The sequence below is a fragment of the Desulfatiglans parachlorophenolica genome, from assembly GCF_055394735.1.
This window is the reverse complement of sequence record NZ_AP042460.1, coordinates 4,889,458-4,905,449: the sequence shown is the minus strand read 5'-3', so window position 1 is coordinate 4,905,449 and position 15,992 is coordinate 4,889,458. Positions and strand designations below refer to the sequence as shown.

The following is a 15,992-nucleotide window of genomic DNA, read 5'->3' as shown; positions in this document are numbered from 1 at the left end:
GAGGGGAAGAAGGACGGTTCAGGAGGTCCGCCAGGTCGGCTGCGGCCGTTCGCGCCGCACTGTTTCAAAGGGCGCCGATCAATCTCGCGATGACGATCCGCTGGACCTCCGAGGTCCCCTCACCGATTTCGAGGAGCTTCTGATCACGATAGAAACGCTCGATATCGTATTCCTTCATCAGTCCGTAACCCCCGTGCAACTGCACGGCATGGTTGGCGGCCCGGTACATGACCTCGGAGCAGTGGAGCTTCGCCATCGCTGCCAGCTTGGAAAACGACTGGTTGTTGTCCCTGAGCCAGCAGGCCTTGTAGAGCAGGAGCCGCGCGCATTCGATCTCCAGGGCCATATCCGCCAGCTTGAAAGAATTGATCTGGAAATTGGCGATCGGCTTGCCGAACTGAACCCTTTCTTTGCTGTATTTCAGGGCCATCTCGAAACAGCCCTGCGCCCCCCCGAGCCCCATCGCCCCGATGGAAAGCCTCCCGCCGTCAAGTGTCTGCATCATTTGGTAAAAACCGTGCCCGCGCGGACCCAGCCGATTCTCCTCCGGGACACGGCAGTCATCGAAGTAGAGCTCGCTCGTGTTGGAGGCGCGCCACATGAGTTTGCCATGCATCTCGCGGGCCTCGTAGCCCGCGGTTCCCTGCTCCACCAGGATGCAGGAGAGCTCCGGCCTGCCGTCTTCCCGCGTGCCGGTACGGCAGAGGACCGTAGCGCCGGCGCTGATGCGGGTCGACGCGTTCGTGATGAAGATCTTGCTGCCGTTGATGACCCACGAGTTGCCGTCGAGCACCGCGTTGGTCCGGGAGTTGCTCGCATCCGAGCCGGCGTTCGGCTCCGTCAACCCGAAGCCCCACAAGGCCTCGCCCGAGCAGAGCCCCGGCAGATATCTCCGCTTTTGCTCCTCGCTGCCGAAGTAGTAGAGCGGCCCGATCCCGAGTGAATTCCCGGCTGCCACGGTAGCCGCGTGGGAGCCGTCCACTCGCGCCATCTCCTCTGTGGCGATGATGTAAGAGAGGTAGTCCATACCCTGGCCGCCATACTCCTCGGAAACGAACATCCCGAAGAGGCCGATCTCGGCCATCTTGGCCATGGTCTCGTAGGAGAATTCCTCCCTTTCGTCCAGTTCCCTCGCTACAGGCTTGATCTCCTTTTCGGCAAAGTCCCGGACAGACTTGCGCAGGATCTCCTGGTCCATGGAAAGACTGAAATCCATAAGCCCTCCTTCCAATCATTGGGGTCATTCCGGAGGGACGACCACCCGTTGTCGTCAATCAACACGGGGCATCGCGGGGTCAGACGGCCCCCCGCAGCAACCCCCGGCCTTCTCGCCTGCGGGTTCAATCAAACGACCTGTCAACCATTTCAGCCTCAGAGGGGCCTGATTCTGGGCATCATATAGCCATAGCCATCCATGGTTGTCAACGAGAAAAAAGAATATGCTAAATTACTGCAAATTATATTTAGTACTTTCCAAATACCTCTCTTAACCCTTTTCGTCCCATAGTACCAAAACTTGTAGACCAGGCCTGTGTCCAGGCGGAATGATTGATCGAGTAATGATAAAATTCCATTTAGTTTCCATCCGGAAATGGTCTTTTTGGCCAATCTCGGCGTCAATCTGCACGTTTGCTTGTGCGGCGACCACTAGGTCGCCTCCGCGCAACCGCTTGATTTCCTTGATATTGGCCAAAAATCCTCATTTCCGGATTGGAAACTTGGTTGTACCGGGAAATCATTTCCGGATAGACACCATTTAAAAACGACTTGAACCCGCTGAATTCGCTTGACAGCCCCCTCATTTCTTCAGTATACCAAATATTAAGTATTTCTAAAATATTTTTTAGATCCGGATGGGAAGCGCCGCATGAACCTTGGCACCCTGATTCGCCGCCATCGAAAAGAGCAGAAGATGACCCTCAAGGCCCTGGCTCAGAAGGCCGGCATCTCTGAAGGGTTCCTGAGCCAGGTAGAAAACAGCGTGCACTCCCCTTCGGTAGATACACTCGTCAGCCTGTGCCGCGCGCTGGGGGTCAATGCCGGAGATCTCTTGAACCAGGTCGAAGAGCAGGAGCGGCTGACCGTCATCCGCAAGGACCAGTGGGACGAACAGGACCTTCCGCACAGCGGTTTCGTTACGAGGCGCTTTTTCGCCCCTGAAAACCGCACCGTCATAGACTGCGCCGTCCTAATCCTCGACCCCAGGGCATCCATTCCGGCAAGAAAAAGCATCCGCAACGGCCAGGAGGTCCTCTGCATCCTGAAGGGATCGCTGGAGCTCCTGCACGGAGACCAGACCATTCAACTCCACCAGGGGGACTCCGTCCAATTCTGGACCGACAGCGGCAGTCAGCGCATCGCCAACACCAGCAGTGATGCAGCCGTCGCCCTGTGGGTGGGGACGCTTTAATCGGGGCAGGCGACCCGTGTACGGGCATGATTCAACACCCGCTCGAACACACAGTCCATCGGCTGCCGGTCCGCGTTGCGGCCGTGGCCGACCCTTCGATCGCATCGTGCATCATGGCCTCCAGCAGGCCTGCCGTCTCAGGGAACAAGGGGAAGGGGCAAGAACCTTTGCCTGTCCGCTTGCTTGTGAAAACGTTCTTTTTTGGATTGCACGCGGTCCGATGACATCGCCGCAGTGCCTTGGGAAAGAAAGGAGGACGAAATTTGATTACCTTCAGCGACAGACAATTGAAGACACCGAAACTTTTGAGGCCTGTTTACCTCGTCACAGCCGGGCAGTCGAAGTTCGACCGCGCCATGCCCGAAAAGCGGACCGAGGAGCTCTGCATCGACGCCCTGGCGATGGCCGCCCGCCTGATCGACAAAACCCCGGCCGAGCTGAAACGATACATCCACAGCTGTTATTACGGCCATTTTGCGGACCACTTCGGCGATCAACTCCTCGGTGAGGCCGTCATCCACGACCGCCTGGGCCTGGACCCCCTCGGCAACATCGGCGTCAAGACCGGCGGCGCCACCGGCGGCTCGACGCTCTGGGAGGCGGTGAAGGCCGTCGCTTCAGGTTACTCGGACTGCACGCTCGCCATGGGCTGGGAACGGATGGACGAGGTCCCGACGGACGAGGGGAATCACCTGATCTCCTGCGCCGCCGACAAGGACTGGGAGACGCCGCTCGGGCACATCTACACCGGGTACTACGCGGTCATGGCCCAGAAATACTGGCAGGTCTTCGGCCGCGAGGAAGACTCCTTCCGCCGCACCCTGGCGGAGATCTCCGTCAAGCATCACGGCTACGCCCGGTTCAACCCGTTTGCCCAGGCGCCGATGAAGATCACCGTCGAAGACGTCCTCAAATCCCCCGTCGTGGCCTACCCGCTGCGCGCGCTGGACTGCTGCCTGATGAGCGTCGGGGCCGCCTGCGCCATCATCTGCGACGAAGAGACCGCCATGGAACTGACGAAGGGGACCAAGAACAAGCCGCTTAGGATCTGGGTCGCGGCTGGAAGCCACACCCTGCGGCCGGCCTGTCGGCGCCACATGGAGATCCCGCTCCTCCCGCACGAGACAGCCGAGCAGTACGCCGACCTCGGCGAGCGCTTCCCGGGCGGGGAACGCTATCCGGGCTTCACCGGTTTCCTCGGCGCCCGGATGTGCACCTACTACGGCTACCGGATGGCCGGCATCCAGAACCCCATGGACGATCTGGACGTGGTCGAACTCCACGACGCCTTTACGATCAGTGACGTCCAGACCTACGAAGACATCGGCCTGCGGCCCTACGGCGAGGGCCGCGACTACGTGGAATCAGGCGACTGCTACCACACGAACCCGCATACGGGCAAGCCGGGCCGTCTGCCGTCGAACCTCTCCGGCGGCCTGATCGGCTGCATGCACGCGGTGGGTGCCACCGGCATCATGCAGACCTTCGAGGTTGCGCTGCATCTGTGGAACCGGTGGGCGGAGCTCCATGCGGATCCGGATCTCTGGAAGGCCTTCAACCGCAAGAAGCCCGACGACTGGCAGGACCTCCAGGTGAAGGGCGCCAAGCGCGGCATGGCCATCAGCCACGCCGGCGTCGGCTCACACGTCACCGCAACCATCCTCATGGACCCGGATCATCTTTTGAAACCCGATGCCTGATAAGGAGAGGAGGACATCTCGATGAGCATATTTGGAACCGTCGTTGTCAGAAGGGGGCAATACAAGATCAAGGGGGACTTCCACACCATCACCCCCAACACACCGATCCGCAGCGAGGACGAAAAATGGCATCTCGTAGGCGTGACCAATCCGAGGTGCATGACCTATATCCATACCTACGGCGGCGAGGCCGTCTTTTTCGAAAACCTGTCCAAAGGCAAGATCCACGGCAGCCGCTGCGACAACCCGGACTGTGAATTCCCGGGCACCGTCTATCTGCCGTTCCGGATCCACTGCCCCGACTGCCTGTCCCGCAACACGGTCGTGGACCTGACCGAGGTCTGCAAGACGACCGCCCGGATCCACACCTTCATGGTCTGTGAGCGCTCCGGGGCCTTCAACACCCTCGACAAGCCCATCAGGTTCATCAACGTCGAATTCGACGGCGTCTCGACGATCCTCATGAGCTACCTCTCGGTCGGGGATCCCAAGATCGGCATGCGAGTGGTCCCGATCTTTCAGACCCTCGAACCGACCTACACCATCACGGACCTCTCCTGGGTCCCGGAAGGCACTCCGTCCTCCAAACTGCCGAAGGGGTTCACCTTCGGGTAAACTCTGATGACGGGACAGGGCTGAAATCAGCCCATCCCGTCACCCAGGTGGCAGGCCGCTGCTGCGGAACCAGCAGCGGAAACTACCTCTTTACAACCCATCGCATGACATACTTCGACACGGAGATCATCCACAAAAACGGGAGCGCCATGAGTGAAAGACGTCCAGAGCGATAAAGCCTCAAATATACGTCGAGCTCCCCGGCTTCCATTGCTGCAAGATCGCCGCTGACGCCTCCGCCGCCATAAAGCGCCTTGAAATAGAAGGCCAGAGGCAGATCCAGCAGCCACGCCTCCTGACCACCCAGAACGATCTCGAGCCAGAGCAGGTAATCCTCGCATTTGCGCATCTCGGGATCGAAGCGGTGTGGGAGCTCCCGAAGCACCATCGCCGACCGCATGTGAATGCGGTTCGAAAGAAGCATTTTCAGAGGGCGAAGCCGATAAAAAGACCAATTCTCAGGTAAAGGGCCGTCAAAGGCGCCCTCATTGGCGTCGCCCCGGACCCGGAGCGTGCGGTGCCCCGTGACCACAACCGAAGGACGAGAGGCCATCCAGCCGTATTGAATCTCGAGCTTTCGGACATGCCAGGCATCGTCTGCATCGAGAAAAGCCACATATTTTCCCCTGGCGGCATCCCAACCGGCATTGCGCGCCGCGGACTGGCCCTGATTCGATGGCAGATGAAAAACGTGCACCCTTCCGCTCGCATCGGGGTCAGCAGACAAACGATCGAGGACCGCACCTGTGTCATCCGTGCTGCCGTCGTCGACCAGAATGATCTCCGCGGGGGCCGCGGTCTGCCCGAGGACCGACTGAACAGCCCGCGTAATGGTCCCACCACAGTTATAACACGGAATGACAACCGTCACCGGCAAACATCTCACGAGCCTGTCACCCTATTCATGCCTTTGGGAACATCTTTCCGGGCCAACCGGAAGCCGTATAGGTCTTACCTCTCATAAACCGCCAGCTGAGCTCATAGGCAATCCGCCTGGCCGCCCTGACGCCCCGCTTCGGCCCCCAGACGATACCGCAGCCGCGCTCCAGCATCTTTGCAGCCCAGAGCTGATATCGGTTTGCAGAATACGCTGCAGCCGCTTTTCTAAAATCCAGGTCCGCCAGAGACAGGGGCATCGAGTCCTCCTGTCCTTTTCCAGCCCTCAAGGCAAAATCGAGGACCTCTTTCAAACGTCTTTCATAGGTGTGATCGCGCCGGGTTCGCAGGAACCCGGCCTCCGCGACGGCGTCACGCTCCTTCGGGTGCTGGAGATAATACCGGATCTTGGCGACGAGATCTCTCATATCCCTGAAAACAGCCGCCTCGCGCCCGGGACGGTAAAACCTCTCCAAACCGGGAACAAACTCGGTCAAGAGGAACCCGCCGGCGCCGGGGATCTCGAAGGTCCTCGCCTTGATCTGCTTTTCGCCTTTCGAGTTGCTGAAATTGAGGCTTATGACCGAGTTTCTTATGATACGAGGAATTTCGCCGGCCTCCACAGGCCCCCGAGGCCATCCGTAACCGAAGCAATGGATGTCGACACCCGCCTTGCGCAGCTTGGCGACGACCCGCGGCCGGCTTCCATGGGCCGTACCGACGAATGAAACCCCATAGACGCATTCGCCTGCCGGAATCGGCGCCTGCATGCATCCGCTGTCGGCGGCCCATTGGGTCAACGCCACATTCTGGATCCCGTCAGCACGGTATCTGCAGACGATATCCGGGTAGGTCGTCGTCATCACATCGTATGCCTTCCCGACGAATCGGGAGACCTCCCGATATTTCCAGGAATCATCCGTTGTCCAACAAATGGTAACGACATTTTCTTTACCGCGAATCCGGTAAAGCGTCTCGTTCCAGATTTCGTAATGAAGCGGGACCGCAAGCAGAATGTCGGGTTTCACTGCATCGACCGCATCGACAAGCGCCAGGTTCAAGGCCCTGAAGTCCTGATAAGCCCCCCTATCCCACAACTCGAAATGCGTCACATCGTGCCCGAGCTCTCTGAGCGCCCGAGTGAAAGCCGTATATTCCGTCCCCAGACCACGGGAAGAATCCCCGTACTGAAATTTCCCGCATGCCAATAAAACGTGCATCATAGAACCCCGGAATCATAGCCGAAAACCTCATCCCGGCCTTTCAGGCGCAGAGGGTCGAACGCTTCAAGCACGCCTGAAGTCAAACATCCCCAAGCCGTATGACATATCAGAAGCCCGCGATAGTGAAGTGTTCTCGATATAAGTGCCATCATCCTGAATCAGTGAAAATTCCCGCAGCTGTAACCCTTTCATTGCTCTCACAATATCATGTGCTGCGAAAACGATGTTGGCATTGAAATACACGGCGGGCTTTCCAACGGGAACAGTCATCAAAAACCGCCCACCAGAAACAATGACTCGCTCCAGTTCGCGCATTGCATTCCAGCATGCATCGGCATCCAGGCAGTCACCGTAGCGCCCAAGTCCTACGTGTTCAATGACATGAAGACAACTTAAGGATTCAACGCTTTGGGACTTAAAAGGAAGGCGGCCAATATCCCCTCTGATCCCCCTATAAGACGACAACATGACAGAAGGAGGTCTGAACTCAAGATGCACAACTGGCAATATCCCACAAAGCTGTGTTATAAACGTAACACTAGATGAGATATCCAAATGCATTTTTGGCAATTTTTCAGAAACTATGCGCTTCGTTGCCCAATATGCCTGATACGCGTAGTGAGGATCAAAGCGACTTTTACTCGTTTTTTCATAAAATATAGGTGATAAACGTAATGGATAAACACCTCGATATATTTTCTTGTACTTGAAATAATCGTCCATAAACCTGAAAATTTCAAATACGCAATACGGTAAATTGCGTGGATCAGTCGTTTCTTTAATATTTGTCAGAATATTTCTTAATAAAAGCTTCATCTATAATATTGTTCCGCAGAATTTCTTGACAAAATCAGCTCTTTTGCACAAGAGATAGGGGATGTTTCGTCAAATAGAAAGCGATCGACAAACACCATACGCTATAAACTAATCCTGATGCGGCAAGAGCCAATACGATGCCAAATGGCCCACATTTACTCGGCAGGATAAAGCATAATGATACAGCTATAATAGATGTTGTAATTTTCGGAAAGATATAAACCCTTGGCCGATTTGCAAGCATGCCATATCCAGTAAGTGTTTGCCCAAAATAATATAAAGCCCATGCGGCCGTTAAAAACGGTAACAGTCTGGATAGCCCTGCATATGATCTGTTGCTTATAAGCAAAACAATATATTCATGAAATATACAGTATATAACAACCAGTAATACTGCAAAAAGGATGTAAATCAATACCATGATAAAAAGCAGCCGGTTCGCGCTTTTCATGCCATTCGGGGAGAGCAGCGATCCTGCCCGTTCATACACGATCGGTGAAAACAGCATCCCCAAAAAACCCGAAATCAAGATCAATGGATATACAGACAACTGACTCACGACAGAAAAAGCTCCGACAATTTCTTCACCGAAATAACCTTGGAGCGCCCAACGATCACAAGACTCGTACATCCAGCCGAACAATCCCCAAATAAAAAATGGCAAAGCATACGAAATGATATCTTTACCAAGATTTCGTTCTTTAGATGGAGCACTCTCGGCCTCTTTCGTTTCGACAACTCCGATCTGCTTTTGATAGATCCTCTCGATCACCAGCAGAATGGCGCCTGTTGCAATCAGATATCCAAACAAGACCCAGTTTGCTTCAGGATAAAAAAGAAGGGCCAAACCCGTCCCTGCAAGCGGCTTGAAAAAAGCGACGCCCGTCAGTGCCAACCCGACCGTCTTTCTGTCTCTGGCCGCCATGAGCACGGCCAGCCTCGTCCCGGTCCAACCGGTGCAGACTCCCACCATCAACGCCAGAATTGCGGGCACCCCCCATTTCACACCAAACATTACGCACACGACACCAAATACGGGCACACCAATGGCGAGAACCCAAGAAGTCAAGAGGACATTGAATTTATGGCATTGATATATGAATACGTTTTGGATACCCCGATCCCTGGAAACAGACCAGAAGCGCATCACCCCCTGGGCCAAAGGACCAAATACCTGGCCCGACACTGCCAAAATCAGCGTATTGGCTAGCATAAGGCGACCGAACTCCGCTGGATCCAGGAAATAGGTCAAAATCTTGACGGTGAAAATCGCCCCGGCCGCCATCCCTGCCTGCCCAAACAGGACCCAACCGGTTTCCGCCCCAATACTGAGGATGCGGGAAAGCGAATGGAAAGGCTTGTCGGTTGCAGCCACTGAAAGACCGCCTAAGATTTCCAGATCAAGGGTTTCATCAAGTGCGTAAGCGTCGTTTCAGCCTTGGGAGAAAGGTTTCTTCATCCAAAAGTCCCCAGAGATCACGATTTGCGATGCCTCTCCTCCTATGAATCTCCTTGCGCGCCCTGAACGCCCTGCTCAGGCCTTTGAGCGCGTCTTTTTTGGACCTGAAGAAGATGCCGCCCTGACCCCGCATCAGGAAAAACGCCATGCAACCGATCAGATAAGCCAAGTGCCGACCGAATGTGCGCGCCAGAAGAACGCACGGCATGTTGCGGATCCAGACCCACTCGAGGTTGCGGTGCCCGTAATAGATCGAGGTGGGAGAATCGTGAACGATGCTGCTGCTCATTTTGTGGGCAACCACGGCATCCGGCACAAAAAGGCAGCGGTAGCCTTTCAGTTGGGCCCTGAAGCTCAAATCCACATCCTCATAGAGCAGGAAGAAGTGCTCCGGAAACGGACCGATCTCACGCAGCATTCCGGTCCGATAGATCGCGGCCCCGGCGCATGCGCCGAAAACCCACTCTTCCCGGTTGAAATCCGCCGCCGGCAGCCCGCGGCCGCGGATGATGCCGGCCCCCGCCCGCGAATAACCGGCGCCGGCGCAATCCAGCGCAGCAGGATTCCAATAGGAGACCATCTTCGATGCCGCCGAACCGGCCTCCGGGTTCCGGTCGAGGGCCGCCACCAGGTTTTCGAGCCAGCCAGGTGCCGCCACCGCGTCGTTGTTCAAAAGGGCCGCATATGGCGCTTCCGCCTGGCGCAGCGCGAGATTGTTCGCCCTGCAGAAGCCGACATTCTCGGACAGCGCAATCACCTTCACCCAGGGATAACGGTCTTTCACGAATTGGACCGAGCCGTCCGTCGACCCGTTGTCCACCACCACGGTGTCGAAATCCCGGAACGTCTGCCGCGCCAACCCTTCCAGGCACTCCGGTAGAAGCGACCTTCCGTTCCAGTTGACCACGATGACCACCACCCGGGAAGGAATCCTAGACATGCATCGCCCCGCGAAGGAAACGCCCGCAGGCGGCCCAAAGGGATCGCAGCCGGGGAAAACCGCACCGATAAGCCTGATAACCCCTTTCAGCTACAAATTGATCGAAATACCCGGGCCATCGCCAAGGGCTTGGCGCATCGGCATTGGGGAGCCGTCCGCGTCGAACGCTCCTGAAGTATCTTCGCAGGGTTCCAGCGCTCTCCACTTCGGCGCGATGAGCGAGTTTTCGGAAGGCGTTCTCCCCGTGCAGTCTGTAATAATAACTTGGCCTTTCGATATAGAGGGGCTCAGTCAGACAGAGCGCCCGCAGCAAAAAATCCCAGTCATGACAATAAAGAAACGGCCTGAATCCATGCAGGGCCTCAACCACCTCCCTTGCCGCGAAGATGTTCCCGGACGAAATAGCGACGTTCGAATCGAGCAAAGCAAACCCGACAGAGGGATAGCGGGTCATTTCGGCCTGCTTGCGGTAGAAGCGACCGGCGATTTCGTTCGATTCACCCACTTCCGACCCGTTCTCATCGATGCACCGAATGCTCGAAAAGGCGAGCCTCGCATCCGATCCCTCCAGCCTCTCGACAAAATGTTCAATCCTCTCCCGTTCAAAAAGATCGTCGCTGTTCAGGATATTGATATAGCGGCCCCCGGCAAGCTTCAGCCCGCGGTTGATCGCCGCCGCCGCACCACGATTGCCCTGTCGGACGATCCGCACACCGCGACTGATTCGGGCCGCAGCACTCTCGATCACTGCGGGGCTGCCGTCGCAGGAACCGTCATCGACAACGATGATCTCGATATTTTCATAGGTTTGCGCTTCCACCGAAAGGAGAGCAGCTTCGATAAATCGTGCGTGGTTATAGGAGGGAATGACAATCGATACTTTCGGGTAGAGCATCGCGACACATCAGCAGATTCTACAGATCAGCCCCATCGCCGCAGCACTTGCTTGAAGAGGCCGTTCCATTCGTTCGGGCCACCGTTCCCCCGCGCCCGTCTCAGCCGCATGATCCATTTTTCACGAAAGGTCGGGGGTGAGGCGATAAAAGAAAACATGCGATAATCCACTGAAAAGATATTTTCGGGCTCGGAAGCCAGGAAATACCTCAATTCAGAGGTAGACCGATCATTTATACCATCATCCCACCCATTAGGCAAATGAACACCGCAACACTTGCCGGTGAGCACCGCGTTCCGCTTGGCCCGTTCGGTCGCAGCCAGGAATTGGTGGCCATAACGCATGTCGGGCTCGAGGTGGCACCCTTCACCCCATTCGTTCCAGGCATTGATGAACACCAATTGCGAGTCCCCTTCATACCTGGTGCAGGTTCTCGCTATGGCCGAGGCCAACCAGAATTCATATTTTTCCGGAGAAATATTGACAAAGCAGTTGCCATCGTTCTGACGCCGGGCGGTGTTGTCCCATGCCGGCATAACGGCCCGGAACAGCGTATAATCCGGTTCGTTCGATCGAATGCTGTTCAGAATCACCTCGCGATAGTCGTAGATACTGCCTTCATACCGGCGATTGAGGATACTCACCCAATCATTGAGCCTTCGGCTGAATACGCCATGCGGCGGGAATTCGAGTGCGGAATCGAAACCATACGGTCTCGGGTCGGTGATCCCGAAGCTCTGCGCCGCGCACAGGTGCACCCCCGGAAGTCCGCGGCGGTGGCACTCCTCACGCCAGATCTCTGCGGTCGCCTTTGGATCGGGCAGAAGGGTCACACGATAAACGATCAGCAAAGGCCGGCCGTCTATTCGGATATAGCGCCGGTCCTCGAAGGCTGAAAACAGGTTTCGTATAAAGGCCCTGTCATCCCGAACCGAATGGGTTTGAGCGATCAAAACATCGTGTTCATCGCCATCCCATCGGCGGGTCCAATTCTCGTTCGCCCAGCACAGGCAAAAAGGCATGTCCGGCCGGCCGGCCCTCAAGACCTCTTCGAATGGCCGCTCCAGAAGACGCTTGCCGTTGAACCAGTAATGGTGATAGCAGAAACCGTCAATCCCGTAGGCACGAGCGAGTTCGGCCTGCGCTTCGCGGGTCTCCGGAACCCTCAAATCGTAAAAGCCTAGATCGGACGGGATATGCGGCTGGTAGTGCCCGGCAAAATTGGGTCTGGCCTTCGCAACATTGCGCCAATCCGTAAACCCCCTGCCCCACCAGAGATCGTTTTCGGGCACAGGGTGAAACTGGGGAAGATAAAAGGCGATGATTCTCATAATCAGTATCCATCCGGAAATGCTTGATCCAGCACGACCCGGTTTCCATTCCGGAAATGAGGATTTTTTTCACACCCTTCAGGTGCTCAGTCCCACCGCTTCGCGGCGGGTCCCGGTTTGGCCAGTTTCAATGAAATCAATTGCTTGTGCTAAGGCGACCTGGTGGTCGCCGCACGGGCAAATGTGCAGAATGACGCCGGAACGGGCAAAAAAGACCCTTTCCGGACGCAAACCCATTCATCGGGATACCCCATAGTCCTGTTCACATTTCAAGGCTGTTTGAGCGGATGCGCCAATCCAGTTCGTGCAAGGTATATCGTCCAGGCACCGCGCCGGGATCCAACCGCACCCCCGCTGCGCGGGCGCGCCTGGGAATCTCCGTATAGATTTCGTTCAGGCCTTTGTGAACAGGGCTCCTGACGCTTTGCTCTTCACAGTGGTAAGGTCTTTCCGCCGTGTGGTAGAAAACTTGGAGAACCGTATCCGCCGGCGCGGTCAGAACGATGCGCATAATCGACGAGCGGGTGCCCTCCAGGCTCCCGGGCGGCAGCCAGAGCTGCGGATCACTGTCCCGACAGGCCATATCGAGACCCTCCGCCCGTTCGGTAACCAAAATATCTCCAAAGGTCTTGAGCCCCGGCAACGCTCCACCCTCGTATTTCAATACAGACCGGTTCGACAACGAAAACCGCTCCGCGAGAAGGACCGCCAAATCCCGGACCTCCCTCGTCAAAACTTCCATAAAGAAGCGCTCTACGACCTCATCAAAGATGACATCCGGTTTGCCCGCGGCGATATAATCCGCAGCGAGGTTACGATCGAAGTGCGTCCAGACAAAATCGATCTGAGCAAAATGCTCCGACAGGAAATCCTCCAGTGAAACCAGGAAAGAGTCTCGAAAGGCCAGACCGCGCAGCCGGGATCGGTCGCAACCCTTCGCGAATCCTGCCGATTCTCCAGGCACGATCGGAATGGCACGCCGGATCGCATCCAGGTTCACCGCCTCTGTTTTCCTCGCCGCACAGGGCTCCTGAGGCGTCAAGAACGGATAGGCCTCCCGGAAGAGGTCTCGAAGGTCCAGCATCTGCGCCAGATCCCCGCCCGGCACATCGGCCGACGTTTCGATCAGGAGGCCCCGATCGAGCGGCTCTGCCTCCGGAAACCATCGATTCACCAGATGCATGATCTCCCTGTAGGCCCAAAACGCACCCCTCGGGTTCCAGTGCGTATCCGACAACCGATACAGCCGTTCATCCTCCTTTTTGAACCGGAGGGTCTGACGCAGGTCGATCAGTTCCAGATCGGACTCCCGCCCCATATATTCCACGAACTGGTCGAAACGGGTCCAGCCACCGCGCCGTGCGAGAAATCCCGGAAGATATTCCGGGTAGATCGAGTGCTTGCTTGGGGCGACGACAAAGACGTACCGGACACCCTGATCGGCCAACCAGTCACGGCGGTTTTCGAGAACCAGCCTGGCCTTTGCCAGTTCCTCCGGTGTCAAGGTGATCAGTCCACGATGGTCTTCGATACTGCGATCGCCTGCGTAGAAGAGCCAGCCCTCCCGCCCCAGGATAACCTTTTCTTCAGGAGACCTCCGCAGGCATTTGACCTGCAGATAATTGAAGGCCTGGATGCCCTCGCGTCTGAACCCGAAGTGATCATTCAGATAGGCCTCGAAACGGGCCGGAAACGACAGGGCCGATTGGGTCGTCATCTCGAGCCCGGGCAAATCCGCCAGTGTACGCTTTTCGCTGTCCGAAAGGGCCGCCCTCGGTGCCAGCGCGGTCCGTATCAGCGGCGTCAGGACAACCGCCAGGAAAAAAACGGTCCGCAGGATCATCGAAACGCTGCCCCGCCGCCCAAGGGCGGCTACCCAATCATTCACGATGCCTGAATCCAAGAACGACTATAAGGTTTACACACCGCGGTGCTCCGCGCTACGGCGAAAACGCCGCGAAAGCGTTTGGCATGTCATCTATTTCGTCTCCATCCGGAAATGCTCTCCCTATAGAACCTAGTTTCCAATCCGGAAATGAGGATTTTTGGTCAATATCAAGGAAATCAAACGCTTGCGCGGAGGCGACCTGGTGGTCGCCGCACAAGCAAACGTGCAGATTGACGCCGAGATTGGCCAAAAAGACCATTTCCGGATGGAAACTATTTCACTCAGACAATCGAACATCCGCTTCCCGGAACAAAAAAACGAATCCAAAAAAATCCGCCGATTGAAAGAATGCATGGGCACAAACCCGGAAACTCCCCTGCTGTCCTAAAACCGGAAATAGATAAAGGGGTTGTAAGACCCCGCCGCCAGATAGAGGACCGAACCCAAAAGCAGCATTGCGAAGGCGGCATTTTCCAAAACCCCTGCGATGCACCGGATCATCGTGCCCGCCAGAGCGTCCGAGCCTTTGCCGAACCTGCGCATCGAGCCTAGGGCAAACGGAAAAAGAGGGGTGGCGAAAATCACCCCACACAGAATCACCCCCCATGTCTGCCGATCGAGGTAGGCTTCCAGCGGGTAACGGAGCCCATCTCCGGCCGTCAGCCCCATCATCGCCTCGAAATAGCCCAGAGCCTCAGGCAGCGTCTCGGCCCTGAATAAAACCCAGCCACCCATGACGACTGCCAGGACATAACCGTGCCTGATGGGCCGCCAGCAGCGTTCGAGCAGCGAGCCGAAACCCAGGCGCTCGAGCACCAGAAACATCCCGTGAAAGAGCCCCCACAGGACGAAGTTCCAGCTCGCACCGTGCCAGAGGCCTACCAGAAAAAACACCGTCGCCAGATTCAAATAGGTGCGAAGGGGCCCCTTGCGGCTCCCGCCCAGAGGGATGTAAAGATAATCGCGAAACCAGGTCGAAAGCGAGATGTGCCAACGCCTCCAGAACTCCCGCATGGATCGGGAGATGTAGGGATAATTGAAATTCTCGAGGAAATGGAAACCGAGCATCCGCCCGAGTCCGATGGCCATATCGCTGTAGCCGGAAAAATCGAAGTAGATTTGAATCGTGTAGCACACGATCCCGAGCCATGCCACCGGCGCCGTCAGGTCTAAAGGGGAAACAGCGAAGATTCGGTCCGCGATCGCACCCGCATTGTTGGCGACCAACACCTTTTTCCCCAGACCGAAGACAAAGCGTTCCACTCCGGCGGCGAAATCCGCGATATGCACACGCCGCGAGACGATCTGCCGGGCCAGGTCGTGATAACGGACGATCGGCCCCGCAATCAACTGGGGAAACAGGGCAATGTATAAGCCGATATTCAAAGGGTTGCGCTGAGCCGGCGCGGCCCCCCGATAGACATCGACCATGTAGGACATGGCCTGAAAGGTGAAAAACGAGATCCCGAGCGGGAGATGGACAGGCCCGATGCCTGCCGCGTCCTGTCCGAAGACGGGGTACAATAAGAAGGAAAGATTCTCGGCCAAGAACGTGCTGTATTTGAAGAAAATCAGGAGCATCAGATTGGCTCCGAGGCCTATCCCCAGCACGAGGCGAGCCCCCGTTCCGCCGCGGAAACGGACAATCAGAAGCCCGGCGGCATAGTTGACGGCAATGGATCCCAGCATGACAGCGACATAAAACACCTCACCCCATGCATAGAAAACCAGACTCGCCAGCAGAAGCCACAGATTCTGCCCTCTTCTTCCGAGAAGAAAATAAACGCCGAGCGTAACCGGCAGGAAACAGAAGAGAAATATAATGGAACTGAATACCAT

At 56.5% G+C, this 15,992-nt stretch carries 16 protein-coding genes; 3 read left to right on the top strand and 13 right to left on the bottom strand.

Going from position 1 to position 15,992, the window contains the following annotated elements; all coding sequences use genetic code 11:
• Positions 1 to 64 precede the first annotated feature (64 nt).
• Both ACZ500_RS22665 and ACZ500_RS22660 read right to left on the bottom strand, forming a co-directional pair.
• Positions 65 to 1,216 (bottom strand): acyl-CoA dehydrogenase family protein, encoded by a 1,152-nt coding sequence (locus ACZ500_RS22665; protein ID WP_464229690.1) that lies wholly within the window; start codon positions 1,214 to 1,216, stop codon positions 65 to 67.
• A gap of 270 nt (positions 1,217 to 1,486) precedes the next feature.
• The gene (locus ACZ500_RS22660) at positions 1,487 to 1,693 is read right to left on the bottom strand and encodes a hypothetical protein (protein WP_464229689.1); all 207 of its coding nucleotides are present in this window, start codon (positions 1,691 to 1,693) and stop codon (positions 1,487 to 1,489) included.
• A gap of 174 nt (positions 1,694 to 1,867) precedes the next feature.
• Between ACZ500_RS22660 and ACZ500_RS22655 the strand changes: the two genes are divergently transcribed.
• From ACZ500_RS22655 to ACZ500_RS22645, 3 genes are all read left to right on the top strand, one after another.
• Positions 1,868 to 2,410, top strand: coding sequence for a helix-turn-helix domain-containing protein (locus ACZ500_RS22655; RefSeq protein ID WP_464229688.1), 543 nt, complete (start codon positions 1,868 to 1,870; stop codon positions 2,408 to 2,410).
• 263 nt (positions 2,411 to 2,673) lie between these two features.
• Entirely contained in the window at positions 2,674 to 4,110 is a 1,437-nt protein-coding gene (locus ACZ500_RS22650) for a thiolase domain-containing protein (RefSeq protein WP_464229687.1), read from the top strand.
• Positions 4,111 to 4,131: 21 nt separating this feature from the next.
• A complete protein-coding gene (locus ACZ500_RS22645; RefSeq protein ID WP_464229686.1) occupies positions 4,132 to 4,725 on the top strand; it encodes a Zn-ribbon domain-containing OB-fold protein in 594 nt (197 codons plus the stop codon).
• Positions 4,726 to 4,807: 82 nt separating this feature from the next.
• Here the strand turns inward: ACZ500_RS22645 and ACZ500_RS22640 are convergent, their stop codons facing one another.
• The 11 genes from ACZ500_RS22640 to ACZ500_RS22590 all read right to left on the bottom strand — a co-directional run bounded on the left by ACZ500_RS22640 (position 4,808) and on the right by ACZ500_RS22590 (position 15,992).
• Complete coding sequence (locus ACZ500_RS22640; RefSeq protein WP_464229685.1) at positions 4,808 to 5,611, bottom strand: glycosyltransferase family 2 protein; 804 nt, start codon at positions 5,609 to 5,611, stop codon at positions 4,808 to 4,810.
• Between the two features lie 16 nt (positions 5,612 to 5,627).
• On the bottom strand, positions 5,628 to 6,824 hold the full coding sequence (locus ACZ500_RS22635) for a CgeB family protein (protein ID WP_464229684.1): 1,197 nt from the start codon (positions 6,822 to 6,824) through the stop codon (positions 5,628 to 5,630).
• Between the two features lie 63 nt (positions 6,825 to 6,887).
• The gene (locus ACZ500_RS22630) at positions 6,888 to 7,640 is read right to left on the bottom strand and encodes a DUF268 domain-containing protein (protein ID WP_464229683.1); all 753 of its coding nucleotides are present in this window, start codon (positions 7,638 to 7,640) and stop codon (positions 6,888 to 6,890) included.
• 34 nt (positions 7,641 to 7,674) lie between these two features.
• A complete protein-coding gene (locus tag ACZ500_RS22625) occupies positions 7,675 to 9,015 on the bottom strand; it encodes a lipopolysaccharide biosynthesis protein (protein ID WP_464229682.1) in 1,341 nt (446 codons plus the stop codon).
• 37 nt (positions 9,016 to 9,052) lie between these two features.
• The gene (locus ACZ500_RS22620; protein WP_464229681.1) at positions 9,053 to 10,039 is read right to left on the bottom strand and encodes a glycosyltransferase family 2 protein; all 987 of its coding nucleotides are present in this window, start codon (positions 10,037 to 10,039) and stop codon (positions 9,053 to 9,055) included.
• A complete protein-coding gene (locus ACZ500_RS22615) occupies positions 10,032 to 10,934 on the bottom strand; it encodes a glycosyltransferase family 2 protein (protein WP_464229680.1) in 903 nt (300 codons plus the stop codon). The genes ACZ500_RS22620 and ACZ500_RS22615 overlap by 8 nt, the downstream gene beginning before the upstream one ends.
• Before the next feature lie 26 nt (positions 10,935 to 10,960).
• On the bottom strand, positions 10,961 to 12,265 hold the full coding sequence (locus tag ACZ500_RS22610) for a glycosyltransferase WbsX family protein (RefSeq protein WP_464229679.1): 1,305 nt from the start codon (positions 12,263 to 12,265) through the stop codon (positions 10,961 to 10,963).
• Between the two features lie 78 nt (positions 12,266 to 12,343).
• The gene (locus ACZ500_RS22605) at positions 12,344 to 12,502 is read right to left on the bottom strand and encodes a hypothetical protein (protein WP_464229678.1); all 159 of its coding nucleotides are present in this window, start codon (positions 12,500 to 12,502) and stop codon (positions 12,344 to 12,346) included.
• A 25-nt stretch (positions 12,503 to 12,527) separates the two neighbouring features.
• Positions 12,528 to 14,168 carry an alginate O-acetyltransferase AlgX-related protein gene (locus ACZ500_RS22600; RefSeq protein WP_464229677.1) on the bottom strand — a complete coding sequence of 547 codons (1,641 nt, stop codon included), beginning with the start codon at positions 14,166 to 14,168 and terminating at the stop codon, positions 12,528 to 12,530.
• A gap of 37 nt (positions 14,169 to 14,205) precedes the next feature.
• Positions 14,206 to 14,412: a hypothetical protein gene (locus tag ACZ500_RS22595; RefSeq protein ID WP_464229676.1), complete on the bottom strand. Its 207-nt coding sequence runs from the start codon at positions 14,410 to 14,412 to the stop codon at positions 14,206 to 14,208.
• A gap of 125 nt (positions 14,413 to 14,537) precedes the next feature.
• On the bottom strand, positions 14,538 to 15,992 hold the full coding sequence (locus ACZ500_RS22590) for an MBOAT family O-acyltransferase (RefSeq protein WP_464229675.1): 1,455 nt from the start codon (positions 15,990 to 15,992) through the stop codon (positions 14,538 to 14,540).

What these genes read in the sequence shown, in the direction of transcription:
- ACZ500_RS22665 (WP_464229690.1), bottom strand. Translation starts at nt 1,216, where the DNA reads ATGGATTTCAGTCTTTCCATGGACCAGGAGATCCTGCGCAAGTCTGTC.
- ACZ500_RS22655 (WP_464229688.1), top strand. Translation starts at nt 1,868, where the DNA reads ATGAACCTTGGCACCCTGATTCGCCGCCATCGAAAAGAGCAGAAGATG.
- ACZ500_RS22645 (WP_464229686.1), top strand. Translation starts at nt 4,132, where the DNA reads ATGAGCATATTTGGAACCGTCGTTGTCAGAAGGGGGCAATACAAGATC.
- ACZ500_RS22635 (WP_464229684.1), bottom strand. Translation starts at nt 6,824, where the DNA reads ATGATGCACGTTTTATTGGCATGCGGGAAATTTCAGTACGGGGATTCT.
- ACZ500_RS22630 (WP_464229683.1), bottom strand. Translation starts at nt 7,640, where the DNA reads ATGAAGCTTTTATTAAGAAATATTCTGACAAATATTAAAGAAACGACT.
- ACZ500_RS22620 (WP_464229681.1), bottom strand. Translation starts at nt 10,039, where the DNA reads ATGTCTAGGATTCCTTCCCGGGTGGTGGTCATCGTGGTCAACTGGAAC.
- ACZ500_RS22615 (WP_464229680.1), bottom strand. Translation starts at nt 10,934, where the DNA reads ATGCTCTACCCGAAAGTATCGATTGTCATTCCCTCCTATAACCACGCA.
- ACZ500_RS22610 (WP_464229679.1), bottom strand. Translation starts at nt 12,265, where the DNA reads ATGAGAATCATCGCCTTTTATCTTCCCCAGTTTCACCCTGTGCCCGAA.
- ACZ500_RS22605 (WP_464229678.1), bottom strand. Translation starts at nt 12,502, where the DNA reads ATGGGTTTGCGTCCGGAAAGGGTCTTTTTTGCCCGTTCCGGCGTCATT.
- ACZ500_RS22595 (WP_464229676.1), bottom strand. Translation starts at nt 14,412, where the DNA reads ATGGTCTTTTTGGCCAATCTCGGCGTCAATCTGCACGTTTGCTTGTGC.
- ACZ500_RS22590 (WP_464229675.1), bottom strand. Translation starts at nt 15,992, where the DNA reads ATGGTATTCAGTTCCATTATATTTCTCTTCTGTTTCCTGCCGGTTACG.